The organism is Dawidia cretensis (genome assembly GCF_018598175.1).
Classification (GTDB): domain Bacteria; phylum Bacteroidota; class Bacteroidia; order Cytophagales; family Cyclobacteriaceae; genus Ohtaekwangia; species Ohtaekwangia cretensis.
On record NZ_JAHESE010000028.1, the window covers coordinates 52,449 to 76,248 of the forward strand.

Sequence of the window (23,800 nt, forward strand, 5' to 3'; positions counted from 1 at the left end):
ATGGAACAACATGTTAACACGGTGCTGGATGCCGTGAAGGTCACAGGAAATTTATTTTTAACCGATTTCCGACGCACGCAGATTCCCCAGACATTCGAAGAGCTTATAGACGCCGTCCACACCCTGGAGGTGCGATGTCTGGACATACTGCAGAGAAATTTGGCTGGAGTTTTCCCAGGCACGCCGTGGGTCGACGACAATGAATTTGATGGGGAGTCGCAGAAACGACCGGCGCAACACGATCAATACTGGCTATGCGATACCATGGATGGCGCCATTCAGTATGTACAGCATATCGCGGGGTGGACGATCAATATTGTATTGATAAAAAACGGACAGCCACACCTGGCTGTCATCTATGATCCACTGACAGATGAAATCTTTTGGGCGATGCACGGCAAGGGTGCATTTCTGAATGGTAAAAGAATGGAGGCCGGAGAAAGGCAAGATCCACGCCATATGGTCGTGGTGGCGGAGTACGGACATCAGTTAAAACAGAACGTCGACTGGCAAGGAAAATCCGCGAAAGCCTATGTCAGGTTGCTGGAGAGATTCGGCATCGTAAGAAACTATGGTCCGCATGGACTACAGTTGGCGTACATCGGTGCAGGGCGCATCGACCTGTTTCATCAGTCAGATCTGGATACCCACAACTGGCTCGCAGGCCTGTTGATTGCCAAAGAAGCCGGTGCTCAGATCCTGAACGTCGAAGGCGAACCGTGGACGTGGGGTGACGATAGTTTACTGGTCGGATCCAAAACAGCAGTAGAAATCTTTAACAAGTCCGTCCTGTGAAAATAGCCATTATAGGAGCGGCCGCGGGCATAGGACTCGAGGCCGTAATTCAGGGACTAATCCTGGGGCATCATATTTCAGCACTGTCGACAAAGACCGAAGCCATTCCAAATCATTCCCGTCTCACGAAAGTAAAAGGAAGCGCGACAAATGTCGCCGACCTCATCTCGGCAATCAGAGACACAGACGCCGTGCTGGTTACCGTGGGCACGAAGAAGAAAAAAGGCACTACGCTTTTTTCAGAAATTGCTGCTGCGCTAATCGAAGCCACGGAAGCGCTGGACTATAAACAACCTGTCATCATCATCACGGGTTTCGGTTCGGGCGCTAGTAAACCATACTTAAATTTATTTTTGCGTACCGTTATCCGCTTGTTCCTGAAGGACCAATACGCAGACAAAACAATAATGGAAAATCGGATCATTGCCAGCAACATGAATTGGGAAATCGTGCGACCTACCATGTTAACCAATGGCCCATTGAACCAACAACACTATGCTGTAGCAACGCAACCGGCTGGCAATATGAAACAGACGAAGGTCAGTCGTGCGAATGTCGCGTATTATCTGCTGGACGAAGCTGAAAACCAGCGTCATCTTGGCACGTGCGTGGCGATAACCGGGGCGTAGACGATACGCCCTTCCTGGAGGCCATGGCCGACGACATGCAATGGATGTGGACGGGATCGGGACCATGGTCGCGTACGTTCGTCGGGGCGGGCAAGCTACGCGAGCTGAAAGAATATATGGACACCCAGCTGGTGACGGAGACGTTTCAGAATAATAGTCTTCGGGTATAAAAAAACAAAAGCACTGGTTTCAGTGCTTTTGCAGGACGGGCTAGATCTCCACCTGTGGCGGAGGAATGTTGGTCTGTCGTGAATGTTATCGGCCTACGGAGATGTTTCCTTCCACTCCTTCTTGTAATGTCTTGCCGGTTATAGCAGAGGCTGCGATCTTTAAAATCGATACCAGCTTCCCGTCTTTTGTGTCCCAATAAAAGCCCTGTTCCGGCGTCACTTTGATAATCGTAATCCGCGGATCGTCTTTTCCTTCGGGAAACCACGCTTTGTGAATGCCGCTAAAGAATTCATCGATCTTCGCCTGATCGCGTGAGATGGTCGCATGTCCATATACCGACAGGAATTCATAATTCTTGGTATTACTGATAAAGAGCTGCACGCGCGGATCGGCTTCGATCTCCCGGTTCTTGTCGCTATCCGCCGGACTCATGAACCAGAAGTTTCCCTGGTCACAAACTTTCTGCACGCCCATCGGCCGCGTCGTCACCGGCACAGTGCCCAGGTTCGTGCTGAACAGACATGTGTCCTCGTGCTTTACGATCTCTTTAAATCTATCAATGGCCGCCTGGCCGGTAAGGTCCTTAATTTCAGATGCATTATTTGTCATGGCGGATGTGTTTTTGCTTACTGTGCTTTTAAAATCATACCGAGGAACATGCGGTGAAACACCGCGCGCTGTCAGTGGCCGGACTGCACTGTTTTGTTTAACAAGATGAATGAAAAGCCCCTCGTATAGTTGTTATTGTTAGACATTGTCGGTGGCCGATAACATATCCTTCTGCGACGTAAGGTTTCTACCCGGGGTATGAGCGTGAAGTGAACGGCAGAAGTGTCCATTTTTTTCGCCAACGGTGACCTCGTGTTAACAGTCGTGGCACAATTTCTGGTTGTATCCGGCGTCGGTTCTTACCAACCGTAGCCTATGAACCTCACCTTTCACTGGATCAACATCCTGATTCTCATCGGGGCGTTCAATGCCCTCGTGTTCTGTATCGTGCTGCTCTTTCAACGGCAGCATCCGGGCGCAAAGTACCTCGCCGCATTTGTCTTCGTGTTTGCCTACAACGGTTTTGAAACCTTTAACTGGAGCTCCGGCCTCGAAAACTACTACCGGTTTTTTAACGTCTGCGCGTATATCGTAATCTTTGCCATGGGCCCCAGCCTCTATTTGTACATAGGCGCGCTGCTGGACCGGGAAAGGAAAGTATCGCCCGGCGTTATAGCATGGCATTACAGCCTGGTAATTTTTCAGTTCGGTACACGCATGCTTTACATCGGCTACCACGTACTCGTGGTGAATCACTATATCACTGCACCGGTGTCGCCCGGCCAACTGGCTACGATTATTTGGACATACAGCGAGCCGCTGAGTGTCGCCGTGTTCGTGGTTTACCTCGCGGCCACAGGGGTGCGGTTCCATCGGTACACGACGGACCTTCAACCGAAAGTACGCGCAAAGCAGAAGCCGTTACTACGGTGGATTACTACGTTGCTGGTATGTTCGTGCGTACTGGGCGTCAGCTGGACGGTCACCGTTGCTTCCTTTTATGTCGTCGCGTCGCCGCCGGATGCGCTCTATTATCCCCTTGAACTCGGACTGGTATTGTTCAGCTACTGGATCGTGCTACACGGGTATCACCAGGTGAAAGTGCTGCCCGGTAAGCAGCAGGCAATACAGCCCACCGCGGACGATGCCCATGCCCGCCATTTTGCAAGGCTGCGCGAGGCCATGGAAGTGGAGAAGTATTACCTCGACCCGGCGCTGAGCCTGTCCAGGGTATCGGCCAGCACCGGCATTCCCGTCAAGACCATCTCGGCTGTATTAAATCAACACCGCAACATGGGCTTTGCCGATTTTGTGAATATGTATCGTGTCAGGGAAGTCAGCGAGCGGATGCTGGACCCTGCCAACCGGCAGTTCACGTTGTCGTCGCTGGCGCTCGACTCGGGCTTCAATTCCCAGGCTACTTTTCAGCGTGTCTTTAAAAATGTTACCGGCCTGTCGCCCCGGGCCTATATGCTGGAACACACGCAAAACGCCAGCGACACGGCGATCCCCCGATAATTACTGCTCAAATCCGGTTTTGAGAAGATTTGAAACCTGTTTTACCGTTGTTTCGGATCAAAGAAAACAAAGATGTTCCCAAAATTTCTACTGATGTGCATGCTGGCCATGGCGGCGAATGACGCCCCGGCACAAGATCGATTTTTAAGCCTTACCGGTCACGTAACCGATGCGCAAACCGGTCAGGGCATTCCCTTTGCCAGTATATACCTCCGTGCCGGCACCACCGGCACCGCCACCAACACGCGCGGCGAGTTTGTGTTTAAGTATCGCGCCACGGCTGTGGCCGATACGCTCGTGGTGTCGTGTGTCGGCTATCGCGCGTACCGGCAGCCGCTGCAGGCGGTGGACAACCATCTGGTCATTGCGCTGGAGCCCGCCGTGGTGATGCTGACCGGTGTTACCGTAACGGCACGTACCGGACTGGAGATTTTAAAAGAGGCCGTCGAAAAGATTCCCCGGAATTACGACACCACCGCCGTACAGTATACTGCCTTCTATCGCGAGAACGTCTGGCTCGGCGACGTCGAGCTCTCGCAGGCAGAAGCCGTGCTGGACATCTACAGACCCTTCCGTGCCGGCAAGGATTTGAACGAACAGATCCGCCTGGTGAAAGGCCGTAAAAAGAAAATAGACTATGGCCGCGAAGCGCAGCTGTATTACATGATGAGCGGCGCATCGAACGGCGCGCGCGGCAGCCTTTCCGAAGATATGGTGAAATATTGCCGGTCCGCCAACAGTCCCCTTAACCCGCAGAACTACCGCTATTACGACTATATCCATACCGAAACCATCCGCGAAGGCGACCGTGATTTGCTGGTCCTGGATGTAATCCCGCGCCGCAAAGCACGCAAGGGCTACCTGCGAATGCGTATCTTCCTGGATGACGCATCGCTGGCCATTGTAAAGTATAATTTTGAATTGTCCGAAGCAGGCCTCCGCATGGTAAGCCGCAAGGACAAAGGCCTCCTGTATGCTATCATGGCCGCCGTGGTGCACGTCGGTACCAAATACCACACATTTCAATACACGGTGTCCTATACCAACCAAAACGACAAATGGTATCTAAACCAGGTCACGCGGCATTGGGAGATTCTGGTCGACAGTAAGAAGCGAAACTGGAAAGATCGCGTGTGGCGTACCGACATGGACCTGGTCATGACCGACCTCCGCACCGACAGCGTCCAGCCGATCACCGCCGACGACATCGCGAAGAACCAGGCGCCGATGCATACCATGATCTCGTCGGAATACGACGAAGCCTTTTGGGAAGACTATAACGTATTGAAAACCGAAACCACCGCCCCCACGGTGCAACCTTCCCTGCCGCTGCCGGCGCCAGACACCGCCGCCACCGTAAACGGGCATGCCGCATCCAACCGGCAGCATGGCTTTACCCGTGCCGATACACTCCGGGGCAAGCTCACACCGTTGCGCACCAACTACGATGTCACCTTCTACCACCTCGACGTAGCACTCGACCTGGACAAACACGCCGTGCAAGGCACTAGCCTCATGCGGTTCCGCGCGCAGCAACCCATCCGCCGCATGCAGGTAGACCTGTATGCCAACATGGTTATCGATAGCATCGTATACCGCCGTCAGGCCTTGCCGTACAGCCGCGAATTCAATGCCGTATTCATCGACTACCCCGAACCGATTCCCGTCGGAACAGAAGCCGAAGTAAAGATATATTACAATGGTATTCCGAAAGCACCGAACTGGAACATTCCCATGGATGGTGGGGTGTTGTGGGATCAGGACTCGCTGGGCAATCTCTGGGCGCAGGTAGTGTGCCAGGGCTCCGGCGCCAGCCTGTGGTGGCCCAACAAAGACCACCAGTCCGACGAGCCCGACAGTATGAAAATCTGGATTACCGTGCCGGACCAATATACCGAAATCTCCAACGGCAGGCTGCAGCGAACCACACCGCTGCCCGGCAACCGCCTGCGCTACGAATGGTACGTCAGCTACCCCATCAATAACTACAACGTAACGTTCAACGTCGGCCACTACACCCATTACCGCGACAGGTATATATCGGACGATACCCTTACGCTGGACTATTACGTCATGCCCTATCACCTGGCGCGCGCCCGGCGCGTCTTCCAACAAGTCAAGCCCATGCTCAAGACCTTTGAGAAGAGCTTCGGCAAGTATCCCTTCAAACGCGACGGCTTTACGTTGCTGGAGAGCCTGTATCCCATGGAGCATCAGAGCGGTGTATGTATCGGCAAGCTTACCGCGCAGAACGCGACCGACAACATGTCGGCGATCTGGCACGAGTCCGCGCACGAATGGTGGGGCAATGCCCTGACATCGAAAGACATTGCCGATATGTGGATCCACGAAGGCTTCGCCACCTACGCCGAGATTATGATTATCGAAGACTGGTTTGGCAAAGACCACCTGCAGGAAGCGCTGGACGACCAGGTGAACGCCGTCGCGGGCCGCGAGCCCGTGCTGGGCGTATACAACGTAAACCACATCCACTACGACATCGGCGATATGTACAGCAAAGGCAGCCTGCTGCTGCATACCTTCCGAAGCGTACTGAACAACGATACCCTGTGGGTAAACCTGCTGCGCGACATCCAGCAGCGCTTTCGCTACCAGACCCTCACCACCAACGACCTTGTGGCCTTCGTTAACGCCCGCACCCGCACCGACTATACCTACTTGTTCGATCAGTACCTGCGCTACACCAACCTGCCCAGGCTCACGGTGGCATTGAAGCAGAAGGGGAAGCACCTGGCAGTAACGTACGCCTGGCAAGCCGACGTAAAGAGCTTCCGGATGCCCGTCCGGGTAACCACCGCTCCCGAAAAGATGGGCTTTATATACCCCACCACGCAGTCGCAAACCCTGGTGTTGAAGGGAATGTCGTTGGAAGAGTTTGATGTGGATACCGATAATTTTTACATCGATGTTGAGGTCGAATGAGTATGGTAACAAAGACTCGAACCATTACTTTGTATACAGATCCTTTTTCTCTCGATACATAGACATCTCCGGCTGCATCGACCGTGAATGCAGTCACGCTATCGGACCAGATTCTGGGAGCAGTCTGAAAGTCACCTGTTGGTAAACTGAATAGTTTTCCGCTATCCGTCAATAGTAAAATAGTACTATCGACGATCTGAAAATCCAGGATAGCTCCGAGGTGGTTATTGACGGAATCTATGCTTACCGAATCCAAAGCAGCAATAGTGGATAGGCACACGTTCGATCTCTGCAAGCACTCGATAGTAGTATCACTACAGTAAATAGTACCAGTTTGGCCATGGAATCACAGTTTATGGATAAAACGAAAGTAATGGCCAATTCTTGTGAAGCGAGCTTACATCCGTTCCAGCCATTCATTTTATTGTGACATCGGAATTGGCCGAAGTTCTATTTCGCCAAACGAAAACTGATCGGCTGGGTAAAGTGGCTTTTTACTGGCTTGCCGTTCGTGCGCCCGGGCGCCCAGCGTGGGTACATCATGACGACGCGAAGCGCCTCGCGGTCCAGGTCAGGGTGAACGCGCTTGGTGACCTTGAACTCCGACAGATTGCCGTCTTTGCCTACAACAAACGCTACGTGGACTATCCCTTCCACACCACGCCAGCGCGCGCTCTTGGGGTACGATACGTTGTTTTGCAGGAACTTCATAAGCGCCGGCAGGCCATTCGGAAATTCGGCTTGCGTTTCCGCCACCGAAAAAAGGGTGTCACCCAGCGCTCTCCGGACGCTATATTCGTATTTCAGTTCATGGTCGTTGATACGTGAATAGCAGGTATCGCCCGCGTTGTTGACGTCGGTGACGAGGCCGGTTCCTTGTGTAAGCATGTCATGGCCGGTATCTGTAAAATAGTGAAGGTAGCGGGTTTTGTCGCCGGCATGTTCTCGCTTTTCTTTCACCTGTCCATTTTCATAATAGGAAACGAACGTTCCAGTCAGCTTGCCATCGTCATAGGTGGCCTGATACTGCACGTCGCCACGTTCGTAAAAGTGCGTCACAGCGCCATCGTAGCGGAGTTCGGGTTTATAGGCCCGGCATTCAGCATTCATCTGGAGCTTTCCAGACTTATAATGGTCGCGAACGATGTACTTTTTCGCGACCCTTTTCACTGTCCGGTAGTATACGGCGCCCGTGGTATCCGGAAGTTTGTTCCAGTCTTTATCGAAGTGCGCGATTTTTTCGTCATTCGATTGCGCGTAAACGGAGAGTATGGCCAATGCGAAAGCCAGCGTGAATAAATATCTTTTCATGATAAGCGAAACTTGGCAGCAAAGATAAAGAAACCCACCCATAGTCAACGAATGAGACGATCACATAAATGAACCAACATACGTAAGCCGTTTACATCGTTCCTGCCATGGAAGAAATATAATAGGTAGCAGCGTAGGTAGCCAGCAAAACCAATAGTATGTCTTGCGGTTTGGTTTCGTATGAAACGGTATAGTTGTAATTGAATTTCGACCAGTTAAAATCAGGATCCAATAATAGGATCGGCTGTTTACCGGGGTCTTCAAGGGCATACTTGCTCAAAAAAGTCCCGGCAGGTTTTAATAGATATTTCTTTCCGTCTGTGAAACAAAGTATGATTTGTCCTTTCCAGTTCATTTGCATCGTGGCAACCTCGGTTCCATGCTGGGCCACAGCAATAGTAGTGCTAAATATTCCTTTCGGAGTAATAGTATAATGATTGTTACCTGCTCGGGCATCGGCCTTATAGGAGAATAAGCTATCATAATGAATCTGCCCCAATGTTTCTGAACCGTCAACAAGTTCGAATGTCTTCGTATTTGTACAGTGAATTTTCATGATCGTGGCGTTTTAATTATTCCCTGTTCAGTGTTTCCATCTCGGCAATCGTATCTTTGAGTTTGCCGAATACGCGGCCGTATGTCAACCGCATTTCCCATTGGTGGATCTTAGTGGAGAAGCCGAACATCAGCAGCGCCAGTCCTCCTGCCACGACGAGGGCAATGATCGGAAGGTGCTCGAGCGGCAGTAAGTCCGGAAATTTCTGATGGATTTTTAACGTTATCCCCTGTTTACTCCAGGCAGACCATATTGTGCTGACCGAAATCAGAACATAGAGCGGGTAGGAAAAACGTACTATTCTTTCGGTTTTCAAGAGCACATCGGTAAGCCATCGATCGAACGACTTGAGGTAGTCCAAACTCGTTGCTCCTGTATCCAATGTTTTAATGCCGAGAAGTACCCGGTGGTTGTACCATCCGGTAAGAAGAAGTAATACCGATGCTGCAAGTCCTTGCCAAAGGGCATCAACGAAATAATGTATCACGGGTAAAATAAAGGACATCGCAACAATCATACGTTGGTTGATCCGAAACATCCGTTTTACCCGCTCCACTACGTGCATTGATTTCCGGTTGTACAAGTTATTGATCTTTGGAGCAACCAGGCTGTTTTCATGCAGAAAGCCTTTTTTCCAGACACTCTCAATTGAATCTTCCATGGAGCATTTTTTTTAAGCGTTCTTTAATTCTGATCACACGCACACCGATATTGTTCGCATTGGTATTGAGGATAGCGGCAATTTCCAGGTTCGACTTTTCTTCCAGGTATAATAATATAATAGCCCTGTCTACCTCCGACAAACGCCGGATGGCGCCGTATAATTGGTTCAGCGGCTCGTCGGCAAACGCCTTGTTCTCGGTTAGCACCACATCCGGCAAAACATCCGATGTGAAATACGTTCGCCCGTTGCTTTTCTTCTTCTTGAGTAGCGTCAGGCACACGTTCAACGAAATCCGGTAAACCCAGGTGGACCATTTGCACTGCTCTCGAAAATTATCTTTGCTTCGCCAGATCTGCAGGCAAACTTCCTGGTAGTAGTCCTCGAAATCTTCCTGCGAATCGGTATACGCCCTGCAGATTTTAATGATGATGGCTGCAAATGGCAAAATCGATATCTGGTAAAAATCGTTGCTCACGGGGTTCTTTTTTTACTGGCGAGTTAAGGGTCAGCCAGGAATCATCTTTTCCCGGGTTAGTGGCTAAAGTGGGAAGATATTACACCCTTTCCGTTAAATTTTTTGCTGGAGATTGCCAGACGTGTGCGAGCTTAAAAAAAGGTCCATCTTGGAGGATGAACCTTTTGTAATTTGCTAACATATCAACGGTTCAATTAGTTGTTGTTTAAGTTTGTCTTTGGTTATATCCTTAGGTGAGTTGCTACTCAGATTCCCAGCCTGAAATCCTGAATACTCGTGGTTGTTAGTGAGCAATCTTCAAAGGTCGTGCGTGTCAAGGGAGCACTCTTCTCCGCCGTTCATCGCGGTGTTTACGCTGTCCGTGGGAGGCGGAGTTTTAGTGCAACTGCTTATGGCCAGTAATAGCAACAGTAAATTCAGCCAGAGTTTAGTCATATCGGTGTAGGCTAGGGTGGAGTATCGTTCGTGTGTTACGCTTTCTAAAATAATGAAATTTAGGGGTTTTTCGGTGTGGGACCTGGAAAGTTTGAGCTTGAAGCGACTGCCGTTCGCTAGTATAAAGTAGTATCACTACCGAAGCAAAAAGCGAACAAAGGCTGTCTGTCGAAGACAGCCTCTGTTAATACCGCGTGAGGAATGCCGCGGCAACAGTTACAGCGCTACGCCGCCCGTGACTTCTATGCGCTGACCGTTGACCCACTTCGCGTCGTCGCTGCATAGAAAAGCCACGACACCGCTTATATCGTCCGGCTGACCGGTACGCCCCAGTGCCGTAATGCTACGCACATACGCGCGCACTTCGGGACTATCGGGCATCGTGCCGCCGCCGAAAACGGCGCCGGGCGCGACGACGTTCGCCGAGATGCCCCGGGGGCCAAGTTCGAGGGCCAGTGCCCGGGTATATACATCGACGGCCCCTTTCATGGCAGCATAGGTCGATACGGCAGGGAAGGAGGTCCGCGATACGGCGGACGAGATGTTTATAATGCGTCCGCCATCGTTCAGCTGGTGTAAGGATTTTTGCGTCAGGAAGTATACGCCCTTCAGGTGTATAGTCATCATTTCGTCAAATTGTGCCTCGGTGGTTTCTGTCACGGTTGCCTGCAGGCTGGTGCCGGCGTTGTTGATGAGGAAGTCAAAGCGATCGGTACCGAACGTGTCTTGCAGCGTGGTCGCTACCTGACGGAAGAAGTCATCAAAGCGGCTGACGTCGGCCATGTTGAGCTGCAGTGCCGCCGCTTTACGCCCCACGGCCTGCACGGCGGCAACCGTGGTAGCGGCTTCTGCCTGGTTGGTGTGGTAGGTCAGCAGTACGTCAATACCCCTCTTGGCCAGCGTTACTGCAATGTCTTTGCCGATACCCCGGCTCCCGCCGGTTACCAATGCGATTTTGTGATGTGTCATGCCACAAAGGTCTCACAAGCATGGTGGGGGTGGTTTGTTCCAATCAATCAGATCTATGTACGATTCAAACTTTTGTCTGTGTACGAAACGCCGCCGGCGGCACCGCGGTATGGCTTTTAAAAAACTTGGCGAAGTGTGCGAAATCTGAAAAGCCCAGGGCGTCTGCAATCTCGGCAATGGTCCAGTCTGTTTGCAGCAGCAGGGCCTTGGCCTCTTGCAGCAACCGCCCGGCAATAAGCTCGGTGGTGGTCAGGCCGGTGGTTTCTTTCAGTACTTTGTTGAGGTGATTGACGTGCACGGCCAGGTGGCTGGCATATTCCTTTGCCGTGCGAAGGGCGACCTTTTGCTGCCGGCTTTGCAGGGGGAACTGAAGCTCCAGCAGTTCGACAAACATCGCGGTTGTACGCGCAAACGCGTCGTGGTGGGGATGCGGCCCGGCAGCGGGTTGCAGCTTCTGCCCCAGGTGAATCAGCTCCAGCGCATACGCGCGCAACAGATCATATTTATAGGCATACGACGACGTGATCTCTGCCTCCATCTGCTCAAAAATGCGCTGTACGCGGGCGGCGTCGGCCTCCGCGAGCATAAAGAAAGGTGGCTCGGGCGATTTAAAGATCGGTAGCTCATCCAGGATCGCGCCGCTTTTCGTGGGGTGCAAAAACTCCGGCGTGAAAACACTACAATAGCCTGTTTGCTGGCCGTAGGGCAGCCAGTGGGCAGCTGTCTTCGGCGTGGTGAACAGCAGCGTGGGCTGCCTGATTTTCACCGTTCGGCTGTTAAAGGAAAAGTCAGAGTGTGCCGTCAGAAAGCTGATCTTGTGAAACGTGCGGCAGGCAAACGGTTCGGAAACAGCACTGGCCGCCGGCGCGATGTTGGCCAGGTTAAATACATTGAAATGCCCTACCTCGTGCTGTATCCCCGGCGGCAGCAGCGCGCTCAGCACCGTTGAGGTGCCGGCGGCAAAGCGCACCGCCAGATCATCCAAAGAGGTCGTCTGCATCGTTTTCGGTGTTTGTAAAAATCAAATATAGGAAAAGCTGGGACAGCGCAGCAATGAACGTTATAACTGCTTTTCTTTTCGCATCATGCTCAGAAAAACCGGCGTAATGCCCAGGTAGGTAGCAATGTGTTTTTGTGCGATGCGGCTTTCCAGTCCCGGATAACGTTTCCGGAATTCGAGGTAGCGTTCCTCCGCCGTTTTGGACAGGCTGGAGGTAATGCGCTTCTGATACAGGTCAAAGCCGTTTTGGGTGAGGATCCGGAAGAAGCGTTCAAATTTTGGTATCTCCAGAAACAGTTCTTCCAGCCGGGATAATGACATATAGTATACTTCGCTGTCTTCCAGTGCTTGTATCGTGTTCACCGCGGGCTTCTCCTTAAAGAAACTCACGATATCACACGACCACCAGTTTTCGGGATAAAAGCAGATGTTATGCTCCAGGCCTTCCGTGTCCGTATAAAACATGCGCAGGCAGCCCCGGTTTACAAAATATATATGCCGGTCAATTTCTCCCGGTTGCAGCAGGTACGTGCGTTTGGCTACCGTTTTCTGCTGCAAAAAGTCAAGCACTTTCGTCTGTTCATCAGAAGAAAGTGCAATGTGCATCGCAAAATTTGACAGGATCAATCCGTGCATAGACCAAGATAAGTATTTATAGCGCAAACGGCGTGGTCATATACAGACGCAGGTCCGCGGTGGCCGTCAGCCGATGCTGATCGGCCATGTCGCGGTAGGCATCGCTTTCCGCAATTGTTTTAAATGCCTGGGCGCTGGGGTATTCCACCAGTAAAATAGCATCCCACACTTCGTTTTCCGGGGCAACGATGTTGGCGGCCACGTTGCATGCCAATCTGAGCTTTACATCCTGAATGCCTAATGTTTCAGTAACTTTCCGAAAGGCCGGGAGATAGGTTTCGAAATAATATTTTCGGTCTTTAAATTTCAGCATGTTGAGCATCAGGACGGGACCCTCTACGTCTTTAAATGCAGGTAATTTTACGATGTTGTTTTTGTTTTCCATAGGCAAAGATTGCCGGTCCGCGCCACAAAAAAGTTCAACTGGTTGAAGGTTTTATCAAATCCCGGGTGCGGAATCAACGCAGTTTTCCATCAGCACCAGCGCCCGCGATCACAAGCCGTTCCGGGACTATACATGTTGCCGGGCAAACACCCGCACCACGGCGATGGTCAGGAAGTAGGCCGCCACACCCGCCATAAGCAGGCCCAGCAGGCAGTCGATAACATACATGATGTTTTGCTGCCAGGAAAAGAAAGAGAATATAAACATGGGGATCTTCCACAATGCCAGCCACATAAAAACGATCATGGCCACCATCATCACAATGCGCCTGGCGCCGGTCACTTCCCCATCCGCCGATGAGAGCAATTGGGACACCAGGGGGACGATGTTGATGACAAGGAAAACAACGAGCAGTATCAGGAAAGCAATCATTACGGCACTATTTCCTTGCAGGATTTGCTGTGTTTGAGCGGCAAATGCCTCATGGCTGACCTGGCTTGTGAACATGGCGCGTGCTCCATTGAGCATATAACTAAACAACGCGTCCATCGGGGGCACGGCAGATGTTGTGATGCCGATGATGTAGGTAGTCAAAAAAAGTACGACAATAGTGGCCGGGGAAGCCAGTAGAAAAACGATCCGTAAATAGCCTGGCTTGTTGAAGAACGCATACGGCTGGTCTTCCGGGGCAATCTGGCTGCGTTCCTCCGCGTTCGCAGCCATGCCCAGGGGTTTAACATAACAGCCTAACGGCAGCCACCCCAGACTAAAATCGATTCCCGCGACGTTGGCGCGGTGAATACCGAAGCCTGATGAAAGGAAAACCGAAAACTCCATGATCCTGATGTTGTAAAGACGGCATAGCGCACAACAGAAAACGTTGCTGCCATAGATAGCGGTTACGGCCAGCGCGCCAAGAATAAAAGCGTTATAATTGAAGTTCATGCAGCATTAGGTATCTTGATAGTACAATTATATCAAAAACCGTCTACGGTTGCCGGGGTATGTAAGTTTAACGCCAGGGCTGAAGTTTTTAAACGGCAGGGTACTACGCCACTGCCTTTAACGCCGCAAACTACACTGGCAATGGTACATATTTATATCGTGGTTATTCTCGCTGAGCGCGATGAAAAGAGATGACATCGAGAGTGGAAAGTTTTATTCCAGTTCGAGTGTATAGTTCTCCTTCAGCAGCCGCGCCTGCGGTGGCGTCAGATAGATAAAATGGGCCACTTGCCCATCCCCGGGAAGCGCGTAGAACCGGCCGGCAAGTTTAAGCTCGGCAGCCAACCCAAACACATACGTCAGAAATTCAGGGTCTACCCAGTCGCCGTCGATGTCGAACCGGCGCCTATATTTCTGGCCCGCTAGCTGGAAAGTCACCTCGCCGTGCGTGTGCTTCAGGTCGAAATCATCCTGGATATTCGTCGGGTGAAAAACGCCATGCGAAATGCGCGCGAAGGATTGCAGAATTTCTTCGTAAGGATGTTCCAGGTTGGCCAGTTCGGTGTCGAAGACAAAAACCACGTCGGACAGGGAAAGCAAAAGTTCCTCGATCTTCACCGGACGCTGCGCGACCGCGCTGTCTACCTGTGCCGGTGTGAGATGCGCGAGCAGCCCGGCCTGTTGAAACGTATGAATGGCCTGATTTCATCCGTCGTCAGTGCATTGTCAAAAGACTCCTCATGGACAATGCCGAACAACGAGAAACCACGGTCGAGCGCGGAGGCTTGCGGCTGCGTCATGGCGATAATCCCGAAGTACTGGTAGTTTCCGGGAAAAAATTCCATCTCGGCCGGCACCAGGTGCAACCGGTAAGGGGACCGGTGGTCTGTCAGTACCTGGTTGAAGATCTGGTAGAACTTCTGATAATCGATAAAGCCGAGGTATCCGTCAATAATACAGACATTTGCTGGAGTCTCCGGAACAAAAGAAGGGGCCGAAATAGCCCCTTCGAATAAAATGTCATCTTTGATGCGAGTGATAAATAAATTTAAGCCGATTGTTAATAAACATAGCATGCAATGCCTTCATTGTTCCACTGCGGGCCTGACACTTCGCCCTGATTGACGGTGTAAAAATGATCTTGTGTGGCGGTGTTAAAGTATCTGTAAAGCGGTCTGGTTTCTGAAGTCGCCGTAGCGGAAACGTATCCAGCGATGCCTTCATAGGTCCACGATACCTCTCCGAAGTTCATAGTGTAGAAATGGTCTTTGGTGACGGCATCGTAATAGCGGTAAAGCGGAACGGTACCGGATGCTTGTGCACCAAATATATATCCCGCACCGCCTTCGAACACCCAGCCATTGCCTGTTGGGCCCATTTCATTTGGATGGATGGTGTAAAAATGGTCGGTATTAGCACTGGAATAATAGCGTAGGAACTTGCGGGTATTAAGTTTGCGCGGATAAGCCGAGGCGATGGCCACCTGATCATAGAAGGAGAATCCATTCCAGTTTCCAACAACGTGGTTCATGATGGAAGCTGGGTCTGAAACGGGAGTATCAGTAATGAGTGCGCCTTCGTTCACGTCGGTGTGCATAAAACCGAAGATGTGGCCAAGTTCGTGCGTAAGGGTGGCTACTTTTTGGCTGTAGCCAATGGAGTTATAGGCAGGATTGATTCTAATGGCTTGAGGATAAAATGGAGGTCCTTGTGTACCCGGAAATTCAGCGCTGGCAATGGCATTAGGCTCCAGAGCTTGCATGAACACGGTCACTTTTCCAGCATCGTCCGCACCGCCAAGACCTTCTTCGATGTGCACCTTGGAGTCGGAGGCATTCCAGTTGGCAATTGCGGCATAGGTTGCATTTCTCCATTCAGCAGGGACACCCTCGTTTATAGTAAGCTTTATGTTGGAAATTGTGGATGCCCCAAGATACGTCGTCCATTTTCGCTGCTGTGTACGGCCCCCGGGGTTTTCTTCTGTCAGGGATTTTGCATAATAGTTACGAGCATCATCCAGCGACAGTACAATGTCGCCACCGATCGTGAACTTTTTGTTTTTAAAAGTTACATCGCTTACCGACTCACCCGAAAACTCAGACAGGAACGATTTCAGTACAGCAATGTCATTTGCGGAAGCTCCAGCGGGGTCCACGTCACTTTCTTTTTCGCAAGAAGAAAGAAATAACAAAACGATAATAAACAGGGAAAGAATGTTTTTGGTAACTAATTTTTGATGGTACATAATGGTATTTTTAAATTATTATAACGGTTGCTAAAGTAGATGAAATATTCAATGTTCGGAGCGTATGGTATATATTTATTTAATAATTTACTCTACTGTATTTTGGTATATATAGACCGTTAACGGTAATACTAGAGCGCCTTGATTTACTAATGTATAGTAGTGTAATTTTTTGCGCAATAACATGCCGACGGCGCCGTGGAGGGTAGACCTGACGCGATTTGATTGCCTTTCTTGTGGCTTTGGCCTGTTATATTCCTGAACTGGATCTATCGAATAGATTTCAAAACAATCCGAATGGATAATTGGGAGACACACGAAAACGCACAGCCTGCACGCCGTAATTGGTCATGATTGTTCATTGCTTTTAACGTTTCGATGAATACAAAGCTAGTTAAATTAGTTTTTAAAACTAATATTATTAGTTAATTTGTTGCATCGATAAAAGAATTGCAAGCTTTCATTGACCGCTACGTTTCAATATAGTGTTATCGTTATCATGAAACTTTTGCATATTGAAGCGTAGCATTTCTTGAAATCTATGTCCATGCGTGTGTTTCTCCAGTACTCAGTTTTGTTTGTCGCCTCTTTTTCTGTATCCAGCCAACTCGTTGCGGCCGCTCCGCGCGATTCGGTAACGGACCTGTTGCAAACTCCCTTTTTCGAGAAACTATACTCCCATACCTATTACAGCCTGCTGGACCGCCTCAACGCCGACGGCTACCTGGAGGAATCACTCAGCGGTGCCTACGAGGGTATGTATTGCCGCACCTCCGGCCCGATGGTACTCTTGCTGCTCGAGACCGGCCGCTACCAGGAGGCGGAACGTATGATTGGCTTTGTGCTCAAGGCCGTGGTGGACTATGACATGGAGCGTATTCCGCATGTCATCGGCGACAAGAAAGACGGGCGTTACCCGGTCACCAGCAACGAGAACCAGGTTGACGGGCAGGCGCATGTGTTGCTGGCGTGGGCGCGCCTGGCGTTGAAGCGTGGCCCTACAGCCTTTGAAGAGAAAACGTGGCCGCTGGTCAGCAAGATCATGGACCGAACCTGCGACCGCACATATTTGCAAGCCGGTTGGTGGTCGATCGAACCCGGTCTGGTGCGCAACCTGTCGTTCGAGCATTCGCGCGAAGGCAGACGTTGGGACACCTGGGATCTGTTGACGCAAAGCTTTGTCGGTGCAGCACTGACCGATATGATTACGGTAGCAAAGCGGAGAGGCGCCGTATCCCTCGCGGACAATTGGAGCAAGAAACTGGACCTGCTTACCCAAGGCATCGGTAAGAATTTAACGACACAGCGCAACGGCGTGACTACCTATCTCGAAATGCGGTTGCCCGATTCAAACGGCGGTGTACCCTTTCTGGGAATGGGCTGGGTATGTTTGTCACCCGTGGCCGCGGGCTGGGAAGCGCTCGAACATGGTGTCATGAAAAACACGGTAGCGGAAATGCAACGCACGCTGCTCAGGAACACCAACGGCCTGGCCTGGATGCCAACCGACGGATATCCCGACGGCGCCGTATCGAATGAGATCATCGGTAAGGGGCTTGCCTGGGAAATGGAATTCTGCCGCCGGGAGAAACAGTATACCCGGGTGGCGCAAATCCTGAAACTGATTCAACTCGTAAACGCCGGCACCGACATCTATATGGAAGGCGCCTGGTTGGCCGCGACAGGTGTCAAGCCATCACAGAAGTTGACAGACAGCGACCTGGCCGCGATGAAAGACGCGGTATGGAAAAGCAAGGATGCCGGCAACGGCGAGCAGTGTGCCTGGTGGTGCTGGGCGATGGCGCGGCTGCGACAGGAAAAAGGGTTGCCGGTGGTGCCGAAGCGGATGTTGTAGAAACGGCCAGGGCCCTGAAATTTTGAAGACGTTAAGCAAACATCAACAACGCGTATTGAAAAGTATTTGTTATCAGCGAACAACCCACTACTTCGGCTCTCTGGAGAGATTGGAAGAATTCGTTTCTGAAAACTCCCGTTCACGATAGCAAGTGCTCTGTTCCGCGAAACAATTGAAAAATTTGTTGAAATTCAACGAGCTACAGCTTCCCTAGAAACCGTCTGTAGGGCAAGAACATCCAACGCCGTATCAACTATTTGTTGACATACTTTCTTACTTATTCCCGACTTTGCAGAAATCGTCAGGCCGCTCACGGTATTCATCAGATAGTCGGCCAACCGGGGTAAATTCGCATCGGCAGACAGTTCCTTCTCGAGCTGCGCGCGCTTCAACAATTTAAGCAGCATTTTTTTGTTTTCCTGTATGCTTGCTGTCACGATAGACATCAGTTCAGCCTCGTCGGCCGGAAGTTCGGAAACGGAATTGACCAGCAAACATCCTGCCGGCATATCTACGCCGAAACAGCCTTCCAAACTTAGCTGCATATAGTCGCGTATCGCCTGCTTGCCACTGCTTGCGTTCGCTACGATCGCATGGAGCTGCTCCTGAACACGGGCCGCATAACGATGCAATGCCTTGATATAAAGCGTCCGCTTGTCGCCATACGTGTCGTATAGGCTCGATCGGCTTATGCCCATGTACTCCACTAATTGCGCCGGTGTAGTCGCCTGGTAGCCTTGTTTCCGGAACAATTTTATCGCCCTGTCCAGTATTTCGTCCGTGTCAAAATTCTTCGTCCGCGCCATGGTGTTAGTCTCTTTCTTCGATAAACGGCCAATGCAGCGCGAGGGTTCCCCGTAGTCGGAATAAAAATTCCAGAAATTATCACAATTATGGAACTCGAGTTCCAGTAACGGAGTTATAATGGAACTTTAATTCCAAAAAGAACAATATGAAAGCCATAATTCTGAGAGACATTGGTGGGGTTGAGAACCTTCAGCTTGTCGAGCTTCCGCTGCCCCAGCCGGGTGTCGATGAAATATTGATTAACGTCAAAGCGATAGGCGTCAACCCTGCCGATACCTTCCTTCGGAAGGACCGCCAACACCATCATATTTTCGGCAACGATACTCCTATTATTCTGGGTTGGGATGTGTCCGGTGTTGTGACCAAAACAGGCCCGGGCGTTGAGAAATTTAACGTTGGCGACGAAGTATTCGGGATGATCCGCCATCCTGGCCATGGTAAGGCCTACGCGGAATATGCGGTTGCGCCGGTTAGTCATATGGCATTAAAACCCGCGAATGTCTCGCACGAGAAAGCGGCAGCGGCCAGCCTCGCAGCCTTGACCGCGTTACAGCCTATACAAAAAGTTAAAATCAAACCGGGCCAACGTGTGCTGGTGACGGGAGCAGGGGGTGGCGTTGGTCACTTTGCCGTTCAACTGGCCAATTATTTCGGGGCCTATGTCATAGGCGTTGCTTCGGGTAGTAAACGGCAGTTTGTACTTGACCAGGGAGCCCATGAATTTATCGATTATCAGATGGACCGGTTTGAGCAGGTTATAAGTCCCGTTGACCTTGTCATCGAAGCTGTTAAAAGCGATGAACATGTTCTTCAAAGTCTTGAAGCAGTCAAACCTGGCGGAAGCTTGATTAGCCTATGGTCTTCCATTACCGACCAGATATCAGGTAAGGCGAAAGTGCTCGGTGTAAACGCATTTTACAACATGGTCGTATCAAGCGGCGACGACATGGCGTTTATTGCAAAACTGTTAAACGACGGGTCACTCCGGCCGCACATTTCGGCAATCTATCCGCTAGCGCACGTGGCGGCGGCACATCTTCAGCTCGAGAAGAATAACACACAAGGTAAACTGGTGCTGGTTCCTTGACATCGATCGGCAGCGCACGCATAAATGTATTCAATTCAAAACGATCAAATGTATTATGAAAACTCTTATTGAAAAGGTAGCCTTCGTAACAGGCGGTACCCGTGGCATGGGCGAAGCAATCGTCAAAAGGCTTGCGAGCGAAGGCGCGAGTGTAGCGTTTACCTACATCAATTCCCAGGAGAAAGCTGCGGGGTTAGTAGCTGAAATCGAAGCAAACGGAGGCAGAGCCCTGGCCATTCGTGCCGACGCAGCAACGCCGGGAGCTATTACGGACGCTGTTGCTAAAACCGTTGCCAGGTTCAGCAGAATCGATATTCTGGTTAACAACGCAGCCATATCGGTCGCAGGCCCGGTTGAGCAGGCCGCCGATCGGGTTGCAGAATATGACCGACAGATTGATGTTAACATAAAGGCAGTTGCGGAAGCGGTGCGTAGTACAGTAAAGTTTATGCCAGACGGCGGAAGGATTATTAACATAGGGTCCGTGGGCGGTAGAAGGATCGGTGGCCCTTACCTTTCTGATTACGCGGCCACAAAGGCGGCAGTGGGTGCATATTCGCGTGGATTAGCATGGGATCTGGCACCCAGAAATATTACCGTAAATACAGTGGAGCCAGGCGCTATTGATACGGATATGTTACCATCCGATCCGGCAATCCGCGAACTATATATCAACGCCATCCCGTTGAAGCGCCTCGGAAAGCCCGAGGAAATCGCCGCGGTGGTTAACTTCCTGGCCAGCGCTGAAGCTGGTTATATTACCGGGAGCGCGTTCTCGATTGATGGAGGCATCAACGCGTAATGCACCCGCCGGCCCGGCCTCTGTCACCACGGCTTCGCCACATGCTCCACGCGGTATACCCGCGACGCCGTTTTTAGCTGCCAGTGTACGTCGCCCGCCTGCGTCAACTGCACCAACCGGCCGTTCACGGCGCTCGCTGCCAGGATATTTTTATCCGGCAACAGCAGGGCGCTGCCCATGATGTTGGAATACAGCGCGGAAGGGAGTGGTGTGTCCAGCGTTAGGGTAGCTTCTGTTTGTAGTTCGTTTAGCTTGAAGGCAACGGCGCGCGATGTCGGGCGGCTGGCGTCGCCGTTGTCGAACAGCATGATGTCGCCGTCAGCGTTGCGGTGGGCGTAGTGCTGGTATAGAAATTCGCCGCCTTCCGGCAAGGCGATCGTGCCGTTTTTGCCGAGCGTCCAGAGCACGGCGCCCGTGGTGTTGTGGATCTTCCATACCTGGCAAAGCGAGCGGAAGGAAACGATGTAGTGGCCGTCGGTGTCGATGAACAGCGAGTTGCCCCAGGGCTGCCGATAGTTTTCGGGGTTGATGTGCGGCATGGCGTCGAAGGTGGACCAGCGCCATTTTTTGTTGCCGCGATAGTCGAGTACCAGGAGGCCATCGCCCGGGTAACCGTCCTTCATTTCGTTGGTGATCATCACGACGTCGCCGTTGGCGGCCACCTGTACATCGTGGTGGGCAATGCGGTCAAAGCCGTTGCGGCCGCTTACCTGGTAGAATACGGTGTCGTTGGCAAAGGTGGTCTGTAAAATAATGTTGCCGTCACCCATAGCGTTATCGGTGTTGTCTTCCAGGGTAATGATGGTGTTGTTTTGCGCGATGCGTGCTGCCTTGATCACGTTGGGGGTGGTACGGTACCAGACGATACTGCCGCTGCCGTCGACCAGGTACAGGCAGCCTGGCTTCGTCATGCTGGCGAAGAGGTAGTAACCGCTGGCTGCCGGCGACACGGTGCTTTCTGATTCCTGGTAGAAGTCGGTTACGTGTGGGGGAATCGATGGGGTGGTGAAGTTGCCGTCTTTCGCAGCGGACTCGTCGCCGCCCGGTATAATACGGAATTCATATGCGGTGTTTGCCTGCAGGCCGAGCAGCGGAATGGAATGGCCGCGCCTGACGGTGGACTGGGCTGTATGTGTATTACCCTTGTCTCCGGCCGGCCAGTAATATACCACAACGTCGCCCGGCATTGTCAGGGTTACGTTGACGCGCGCCTGCAAGGCAGACGTTTCGTCGGTGGTGACCGAGCTGATGGTGGCGGACATACCCGCCCCGTTGTCGTCATCCTGGCAGGCTGTCAACAGCAACACGGAAAGTAGTAGCGGCAAGATTCGGTATAGGGTATGCATTGGTATAGTAAAGAAAAAAGGAAGCCCTGCTCACAGCAGAGCGATGGGCTTCCCGATTTTATTTTTCAACATCCCACCATACACGTTTCAGCCAGTCGTCGGTGCCGCCGATGCGGCCGACGGCGTCCTGGTAGTGATCGGGGTTCTGCACGGATTCTGATTCGGGATAGAAGAAGCGACGGGGCATGACGCCGTTGGTGCCGCTGGTATACCACTCTACCGATGTGAAGGGAACCAGTTCCGGGTAGCCGGTGCGGCGGTAGTTGGCGTATGCCTCGGGACCGTTAAGGAAGAAGTTTACCCACATTTGTTCATGGATGACGCGCATCTGGCCATCTTCGCCGGTCGGGAAGGGCAGGAATTGTGCTTTCAGTACGTCAATGCTATCCTGCGATATAGCCGGAGCATCAGGATACGTGGAGGTCAGCTCACACGCTGCCTGGATGCCTTTCTCGAAGTGCTCCTGTACACCCGTCTGGCCGCCCCATCCGCGCACAGCGGCCTCTGCCAGCAGAAACTCTACTTCGGCATAGGTAAAGTGGAAGTACGGTGCGTCAAGCGCCGCCACGTATTTGCTGGGCTGCATGCGGCGATGGGCTACGTCCAGGTCTACCGTGTCGCCGTCGTTCTGTATAATCTCCTGGATCGGCATCCACAGGTTCCACGACATGGCGCCATAGGCCAATCCTTCCTGCAGGTATTCCGTCAGGTCCAGGTTATCGCTGTTGTCGATCTCTTCCTCGTCGTCGGGCTTGGCCATGTACGTGCCACCGTAGATATACAGACGCGGGTCACGCGTTGCCTTCATATAATCGACCAGGGTGTTGGTCAGGCGAAAGCCCGCCGACGTTGCTTCCGACTGGAATACCTGCGAGCGGCCGTTGCCACGGTTTTCGCCGTCCAGGTAGGGAATGGCTTCGTGCCGCATCTGGCAGGTGTGGCTGTTGCTGGTCATCACCCCACCGGCAATGGCGGCCTCTACCTGGGTGCGTGCCACGTCGGGCGCCACCTTGGTCAGGCGGAAGCCGAGGCGCATACGCAGCGAGTTGCCGAAGCGTTTCCAGTGGTCGATGTTGCCGCCCAGAAACTGGTCGCCTTCGATGGCTCCCTTCGTAGCGTCCAGTTCGGTCACGGCCTCCTCGAGCTCTTTAAAAAAATCGGTATAGATTTTTTCCTGCGTGTCGTAGGCAGGGAGGTATATTTTTTCGGTATACCCTTTAATCGCTTCCGAATACGGAATGTCTCCGTACAAGTCTGTGATCCGGGCATAAATATAAACACGCATAATCCGGGCGGCCGCGTGCATGTTCACCAGCGATGTGTCGGCAGCCGTGCGGTCTACCAGGTCCTGAATGTTTTTCAGGTCGCGGGGGTACGAGGTTTCCCACAACGTATACCACTGTGTTTTGTCTACCACGCGGTATTGGCCGCCGTGCTGCGTCCACCACGATCCGGCCAGGTGCTGGACCAGCGGAGAGGTAATCGCCAGGTCATAACGCCATACGTCTTCCCGCATGCCCGAAAGATCCGTCTGTACTTTCGCGAGTTGAATGCCCGGGAAAATCTCCGGAAATCCGGCCGGATTGGTGTTGAGTTTCTCGAAATCGTCCGTACAACCCTGCAGGGCGACGACGGCAATGAACAGTATATAGAATAATTTCTTCATGTCGGTGGTGC

24 protein-coding genes are annotated in these 23,800 nt (G+C 51.9%); 8 read left to right on the forward strand and 16 right to left on the reverse strand.

Annotated elements, in window-relative coordinates; translation table 11 throughout:
• The 3 genes from KK062_RS22290 to KK062_RS22300 are packed head-to-tail and all read left to right on the forward strand — an operon-like array spanning position 1 to position 1,594.
• The gene (locus tag KK062_RS22290; RefSeq protein ID WP_254086571.1) at positions 1 to 795 is read left to right on the forward strand and encodes an inositol monophosphatase family protein; all 795 of its coding nucleotides are present in this window, start codon (positions 1 to 3) and stop codon (positions 793 to 795) included.
• Positions 792 to 1,424, forward strand: a complete 633-nt coding sequence (locus KK062_RS22295; RefSeq protein WP_254086572.1) for an NAD(P)-dependent oxidoreductase — start codon at positions 792 to 794, stop codon at positions 1,422 to 1,424. The genes KK062_RS22290 and KK062_RS22295 overlap by 4 nt, the downstream gene beginning before the upstream one ends.
• On the forward strand, positions 1,400 to 1,594 hold the full coding sequence (locus KK062_RS22300; RefSeq protein ID WP_254086573.1) for a hypothetical protein: 195 nt from the start codon (positions 1,400 to 1,402) through the stop codon (positions 1,592 to 1,594). The genes KK062_RS22295 and KK062_RS22300 overlap by 25 nt, the downstream gene beginning before the upstream one ends.
• Before the next feature lie 85 nt (positions 1,595 to 1,679).
• Here KK062_RS22300 and KK062_RS22305 read toward each other — a convergent pair whose 3' ends face one another.
• Positions 1,680 to 2,204 (reverse strand): pyridoxamine 5'-phosphate oxidase family protein, encoded by a 525-nt coding sequence (locus tag KK062_RS22305; protein ID WP_254086574.1) that lies wholly within the window; start codon positions 2,202 to 2,204, stop codon positions 1,680 to 1,682.
• A gap of 315 nt (positions 2,205 to 2,519) precedes the next feature.
• Here KK062_RS22305 and KK062_RS22310 point away from each other — a divergent pair, with 315 nt between their 5' ends.
• Both KK062_RS22310 and KK062_RS22315 read left to right on the forward strand, forming a co-directional pair.
• Positions 2,520 to 3,662 (forward strand): helix-turn-helix domain-containing protein, encoded by a 1,143-nt coding sequence (locus tag KK062_RS22310; RefSeq protein WP_254086575.1) that lies wholly within the window; start codon positions 2,520 to 2,522, stop codon positions 3,660 to 3,662.
• A gap of 72 nt (positions 3,663 to 3,734) precedes the next feature.
• Positions 3,735 to 6,605, forward strand: coding sequence for a M1 family aminopeptidase (locus tag KK062_RS22315; RefSeq protein ID WP_254086576.1), 2,871 nt, complete (start codon positions 3,735 to 3,737; stop codon positions 6,603 to 6,605).
• Between the two features lie 450 nt (positions 6,606 to 7,055).
• On the opposite strand, the gene KK062_RS22320 is transcribed toward KK062_RS22315, so the two are convergent.
• The 12 genes from KK062_RS22320 to KK062_RS22375 all read right to left on the reverse strand — a co-directional run bounded on the left by KK062_RS22320 (position 7,056) and on the right by KK062_RS22375 (position 16,226).
• Complete coding sequence (locus KK062_RS22320; RefSeq protein ID WP_254086577.1) at positions 7,056 to 7,916, reverse strand: energy transducer TonB; 861 nt, start codon at positions 7,914 to 7,916, stop codon at positions 7,056 to 7,058.
• Positions 7,917 to 8,007: 91 nt separating this feature from the next.
• Complete coding sequence (locus tag KK062_RS22325) at positions 8,008 to 8,472, reverse strand: hypothetical protein (RefSeq protein WP_254086578.1); 465 nt, start codon at positions 8,470 to 8,472, stop codon at positions 8,008 to 8,010.
• A 16-nt stretch (positions 8,473 to 8,488) separates the two neighbouring features.
• A complete protein-coding gene (locus KK062_RS22330; protein WP_254086579.1) occupies positions 8,489 to 9,133 on the reverse strand; it encodes a hypothetical protein in 645 nt (214 codons plus the stop codon).
• Positions 9,117 to 9,611 carry an RNA polymerase sigma factor gene (locus tag KK062_RS22335; RefSeq protein WP_254086580.1) on the reverse strand — a complete coding sequence of 165 codons (495 nt, stop codon included), beginning with the start codon at positions 9,609 to 9,611 and terminating at the stop codon, positions 9,117 to 9,119. The genes KK062_RS22330 and KK062_RS22335 overlap by 17 nt, the downstream gene beginning before the upstream one ends.
• A gap of 651 nt (positions 9,612 to 10,262) precedes the next feature.
• Positions 10,263 to 11,015, reverse strand: coding sequence for an SDR family oxidoreductase (locus KK062_RS22340; protein ID WP_254086581.1), 753 nt, complete (start codon positions 11,013 to 11,015; stop codon positions 10,263 to 10,265).
• Positions 11,016 to 11,079: 64 nt separating this feature from the next.
• A complete protein-coding gene (locus KK062_RS22345) occupies positions 11,080 to 12,015 on the reverse strand; it encodes a helix-turn-helix domain-containing protein (protein WP_254086582.1) in 936 nt (311 codons plus the stop codon).
• 60 nt (positions 12,016 to 12,075) lie between these two features.
• Positions 12,076 to 12,651, reverse strand: a complete 576-nt coding sequence (locus tag KK062_RS22350; RefSeq protein ID WP_254086583.1) for a Crp/Fnr family transcriptional regulator — start codon at positions 12,649 to 12,651, stop codon at positions 12,076 to 12,078.
• A 16-nt stretch (positions 12,652 to 12,667) separates the two neighbouring features.
• Entirely contained in the window at positions 12,668 to 13,036 is a 369-nt protein-coding gene (locus KK062_RS22355) for a hypothetical protein (protein WP_254086584.1), read from the reverse strand.
• Between the two features lie 126 nt (positions 13,037 to 13,162).
• A complete protein-coding gene (locus KK062_RS22360) occupies positions 13,163 to 13,981 on the reverse strand; it encodes a zinc metalloprotease (protein ID WP_254086585.1) in 819 nt (272 codons plus the stop codon).
• A 213-nt stretch (positions 13,982 to 14,194) separates the two neighbouring features.
• On the reverse strand, positions 14,195 to 14,581 hold the full coding sequence (locus tag KK062_RS22365) for a hypothetical protein (RefSeq protein ID WP_254086586.1): 387 nt from the start codon (positions 14,579 to 14,581) through the stop codon (positions 14,195 to 14,197).
• A gap of 41 nt (positions 14,582 to 14,622) precedes the next feature.
• Positions 14,623 to 15,057 (reverse strand): hypothetical protein, encoded by a 435-nt coding sequence (locus KK062_RS22370; RefSeq protein WP_254086587.1) that lies wholly within the window; start codon positions 15,055 to 15,057, stop codon positions 14,623 to 14,625.
• Entirely contained in the window at positions 15,042 to 16,226 is a 1,185-nt protein-coding gene (locus KK062_RS22375; protein WP_254086588.1) for a M57 family metalloprotease, read from the reverse strand. The genes KK062_RS22370 and KK062_RS22375 overlap by 16 nt, the downstream gene beginning before the upstream one ends.
• Positions 16,227 to 16,773: 547 nt before the next feature.
• Between KK062_RS22375 and KK062_RS22380 the strand changes: the two genes are divergently transcribed.
• The gene (locus KK062_RS22380; RefSeq protein ID WP_254086589.1) at positions 16,774 to 18,081 is read left to right on the forward strand and encodes a hypothetical protein; all 1,308 of its coding nucleotides are present in this window, start codon (positions 16,774 to 16,776) and stop codon (positions 18,079 to 18,081) included.
• Positions 18,082 to 18,272: 191 nt separating this feature from the next.
• Here the strand turns inward: KK062_RS22380 and KK062_RS22385 are convergent, their stop codons facing one another.
• Positions 18,273 to 18,887 (reverse strand): TetR/AcrR family transcriptional regulator, encoded by a 615-nt coding sequence (locus tag KK062_RS22385; protein WP_254086590.1) that lies wholly within the window; start codon positions 18,885 to 18,887, stop codon positions 18,273 to 18,275.
• Between the two features lie 146 nt (positions 18,888 to 19,033).
• Here KK062_RS22385 and KK062_RS22390 point away from each other — a divergent pair, with 146 nt between their 5' ends.
• Entirely contained in the window at positions 19,034 to 19,975 is a 942-nt protein-coding gene (locus tag KK062_RS22390) for an NADP-dependent oxidoreductase (RefSeq protein ID WP_254086591.1), read from the forward strand.
• Between the two features lie 55 nt (positions 19,976 to 20,030).
• Positions 20,031 to 20,777, forward strand: a complete 747-nt coding sequence (locus KK062_RS22395) for an SDR family NAD(P)-dependent oxidoreductase (protein WP_254086592.1) — start codon at positions 20,031 to 20,033, stop codon at positions 20,775 to 20,777.
• A gap of 23 nt (positions 20,778 to 20,800) precedes the next feature.
• Here the strand turns inward: KK062_RS22395 and KK062_RS22400 are convergent, their stop codons facing one another.
• Positions 20,801 to 22,102 carry an aryl-sulfate sulfotransferase gene (locus KK062_RS22400; protein ID WP_254086593.1) on the reverse strand — a complete coding sequence of 434 codons (1,302 nt, stop codon included), beginning with the start codon at positions 22,100 to 22,102 and terminating at the stop codon, positions 20,801 to 20,803.
• Positions 22,103 to 22,181: 79 nt separating this feature from the next.
• Positions 22,182 to 23,789, reverse strand: coding sequence for a SusD/RagB family nutrient-binding outer membrane lipoprotein (locus KK062_RS22405; RefSeq protein ID WP_254086594.1), 1,608 nt, complete (start codon positions 23,787 to 23,789; stop codon positions 22,182 to 22,184).
• Between the last annotated feature and the right edge of the window lie 11 nt (positions 23,790 to 23,800).

Excerpts from the sequence above, each read along its gene's own strand:
- KK062_RS22290 (WP_254086571.1), top strand. The coding sequence starts at position 1 with ATGGAACAACATGTTAACACGGTGCTGGATGCCGTGAAGGTCACAGGA.
- KK062_RS22305 (WP_254086574.1), bottom strand. The coding sequence starts at position 2,204 with ATGACAAATAATGCATCTGAAATTAAGGACCTTACCGGCCAGGCGGCC.
- KK062_RS22310 (WP_254086575.1), top strand. The coding sequence starts at position 2,520 with ATGAACCTCACCTTTCACTGGATCAACATCCTGATTCTCATCGGGGCG.
- KK062_RS22315 (WP_254086576.1), top strand. The coding sequence starts at position 3,735 with ATGTTCCCAAAATTTCTACTGATGTGCATGCTGGCCATGGCGGCGAAT.
- KK062_RS22320 (WP_254086577.1), bottom strand. The coding sequence starts at position 7,916 with ATGAAAAGATATTTATTCACGCTGGCTTTCGCATTGGCCATACTCTCC.
- KK062_RS22325 (WP_254086578.1), bottom strand. The coding sequence starts at position 8,472 with ATGAAAATTCACTGTACAAATACGAAGACATTCGAACTTGTTGACGGT.
- KK062_RS22330 (WP_254086579.1), bottom strand. The coding sequence starts at position 9,133 with ATGGAAGATTCAATTGAGAGTGTCTGGAAAAAAGGCTTTCTGCATGAA.
- KK062_RS22340 (WP_254086581.1), bottom strand. The coding sequence starts at position 11,015 with ATGACACATCACAAAATCGCATTGGTAACCGGCGGGAGCCGGGGTATC.
- KK062_RS22345 (WP_254086582.1), bottom strand. The coding sequence starts at position 12,015 with ATGCAGACGACCTCTTTGGATGATCTGGCGGTGCGCTTTGCCGCCGGC.
- KK062_RS22350 (WP_254086583.1), bottom strand. The coding sequence starts at position 12,651 with ATGCACGGATTGATCCTGTCAAATTTTGCGATGCACATTGCACTTTCT.
- KK062_RS22355 (WP_254086584.1), bottom strand. The coding sequence starts at position 13,036 with ATGGAAAACAAAAACAACATCGTAAAATTACCTGCATTTAAAGACGTA.
- KK062_RS22360 (WP_254086585.1), bottom strand. The coding sequence starts at position 13,981 with ATGAACTTCAATTATAACGCTTTTATTCTTGGCGCGCTGGCCGTAACC.
- KK062_RS22370 (WP_254086587.1), bottom strand. The coding sequence starts at position 15,057 with ATGCTATGTTTATTAACAATCGGCTTAAATTTATTTATCACTCGCATC.
- KK062_RS22375 (WP_254086588.1), bottom strand. The coding sequence starts at position 16,226 with ATGTACCATCAAAAATTAGTTACCAAAAACATTCTTTCCCTGTTTATT.
- KK062_RS22380 (WP_254086589.1), top strand. The coding sequence starts at position 16,774 with ATGCGTGTGTTTCTCCAGTACTCAGTTTTGTTTGTCGCCTCTTTTTCT.
- KK062_RS22385 (WP_254086590.1), bottom strand. The coding sequence starts at position 18,887 with ATGGCGCGGACGAAGAATTTTGACACGGACGAAATACTGGACAGGGCG.
- KK062_RS22390 (WP_254086591.1), top strand. The coding sequence starts at position 19,034 with ATGAAAGCCATAATTCTGAGAGACATTGGTGGGGTTGAGAACCTTCAG.
- KK062_RS22395 (WP_254086592.1), top strand. The coding sequence starts at position 20,031 with ATGAAAACTCTTATTGAAAAGGTAGCCTTCGTAACAGGCGGTACCCGT.
- KK062_RS22405 (WP_254086594.1), bottom strand. The coding sequence starts at position 23,789 with ATGAAGAAATTATTCTATATACTGTTCATTGCCGTCGTCGCCCTGCAG.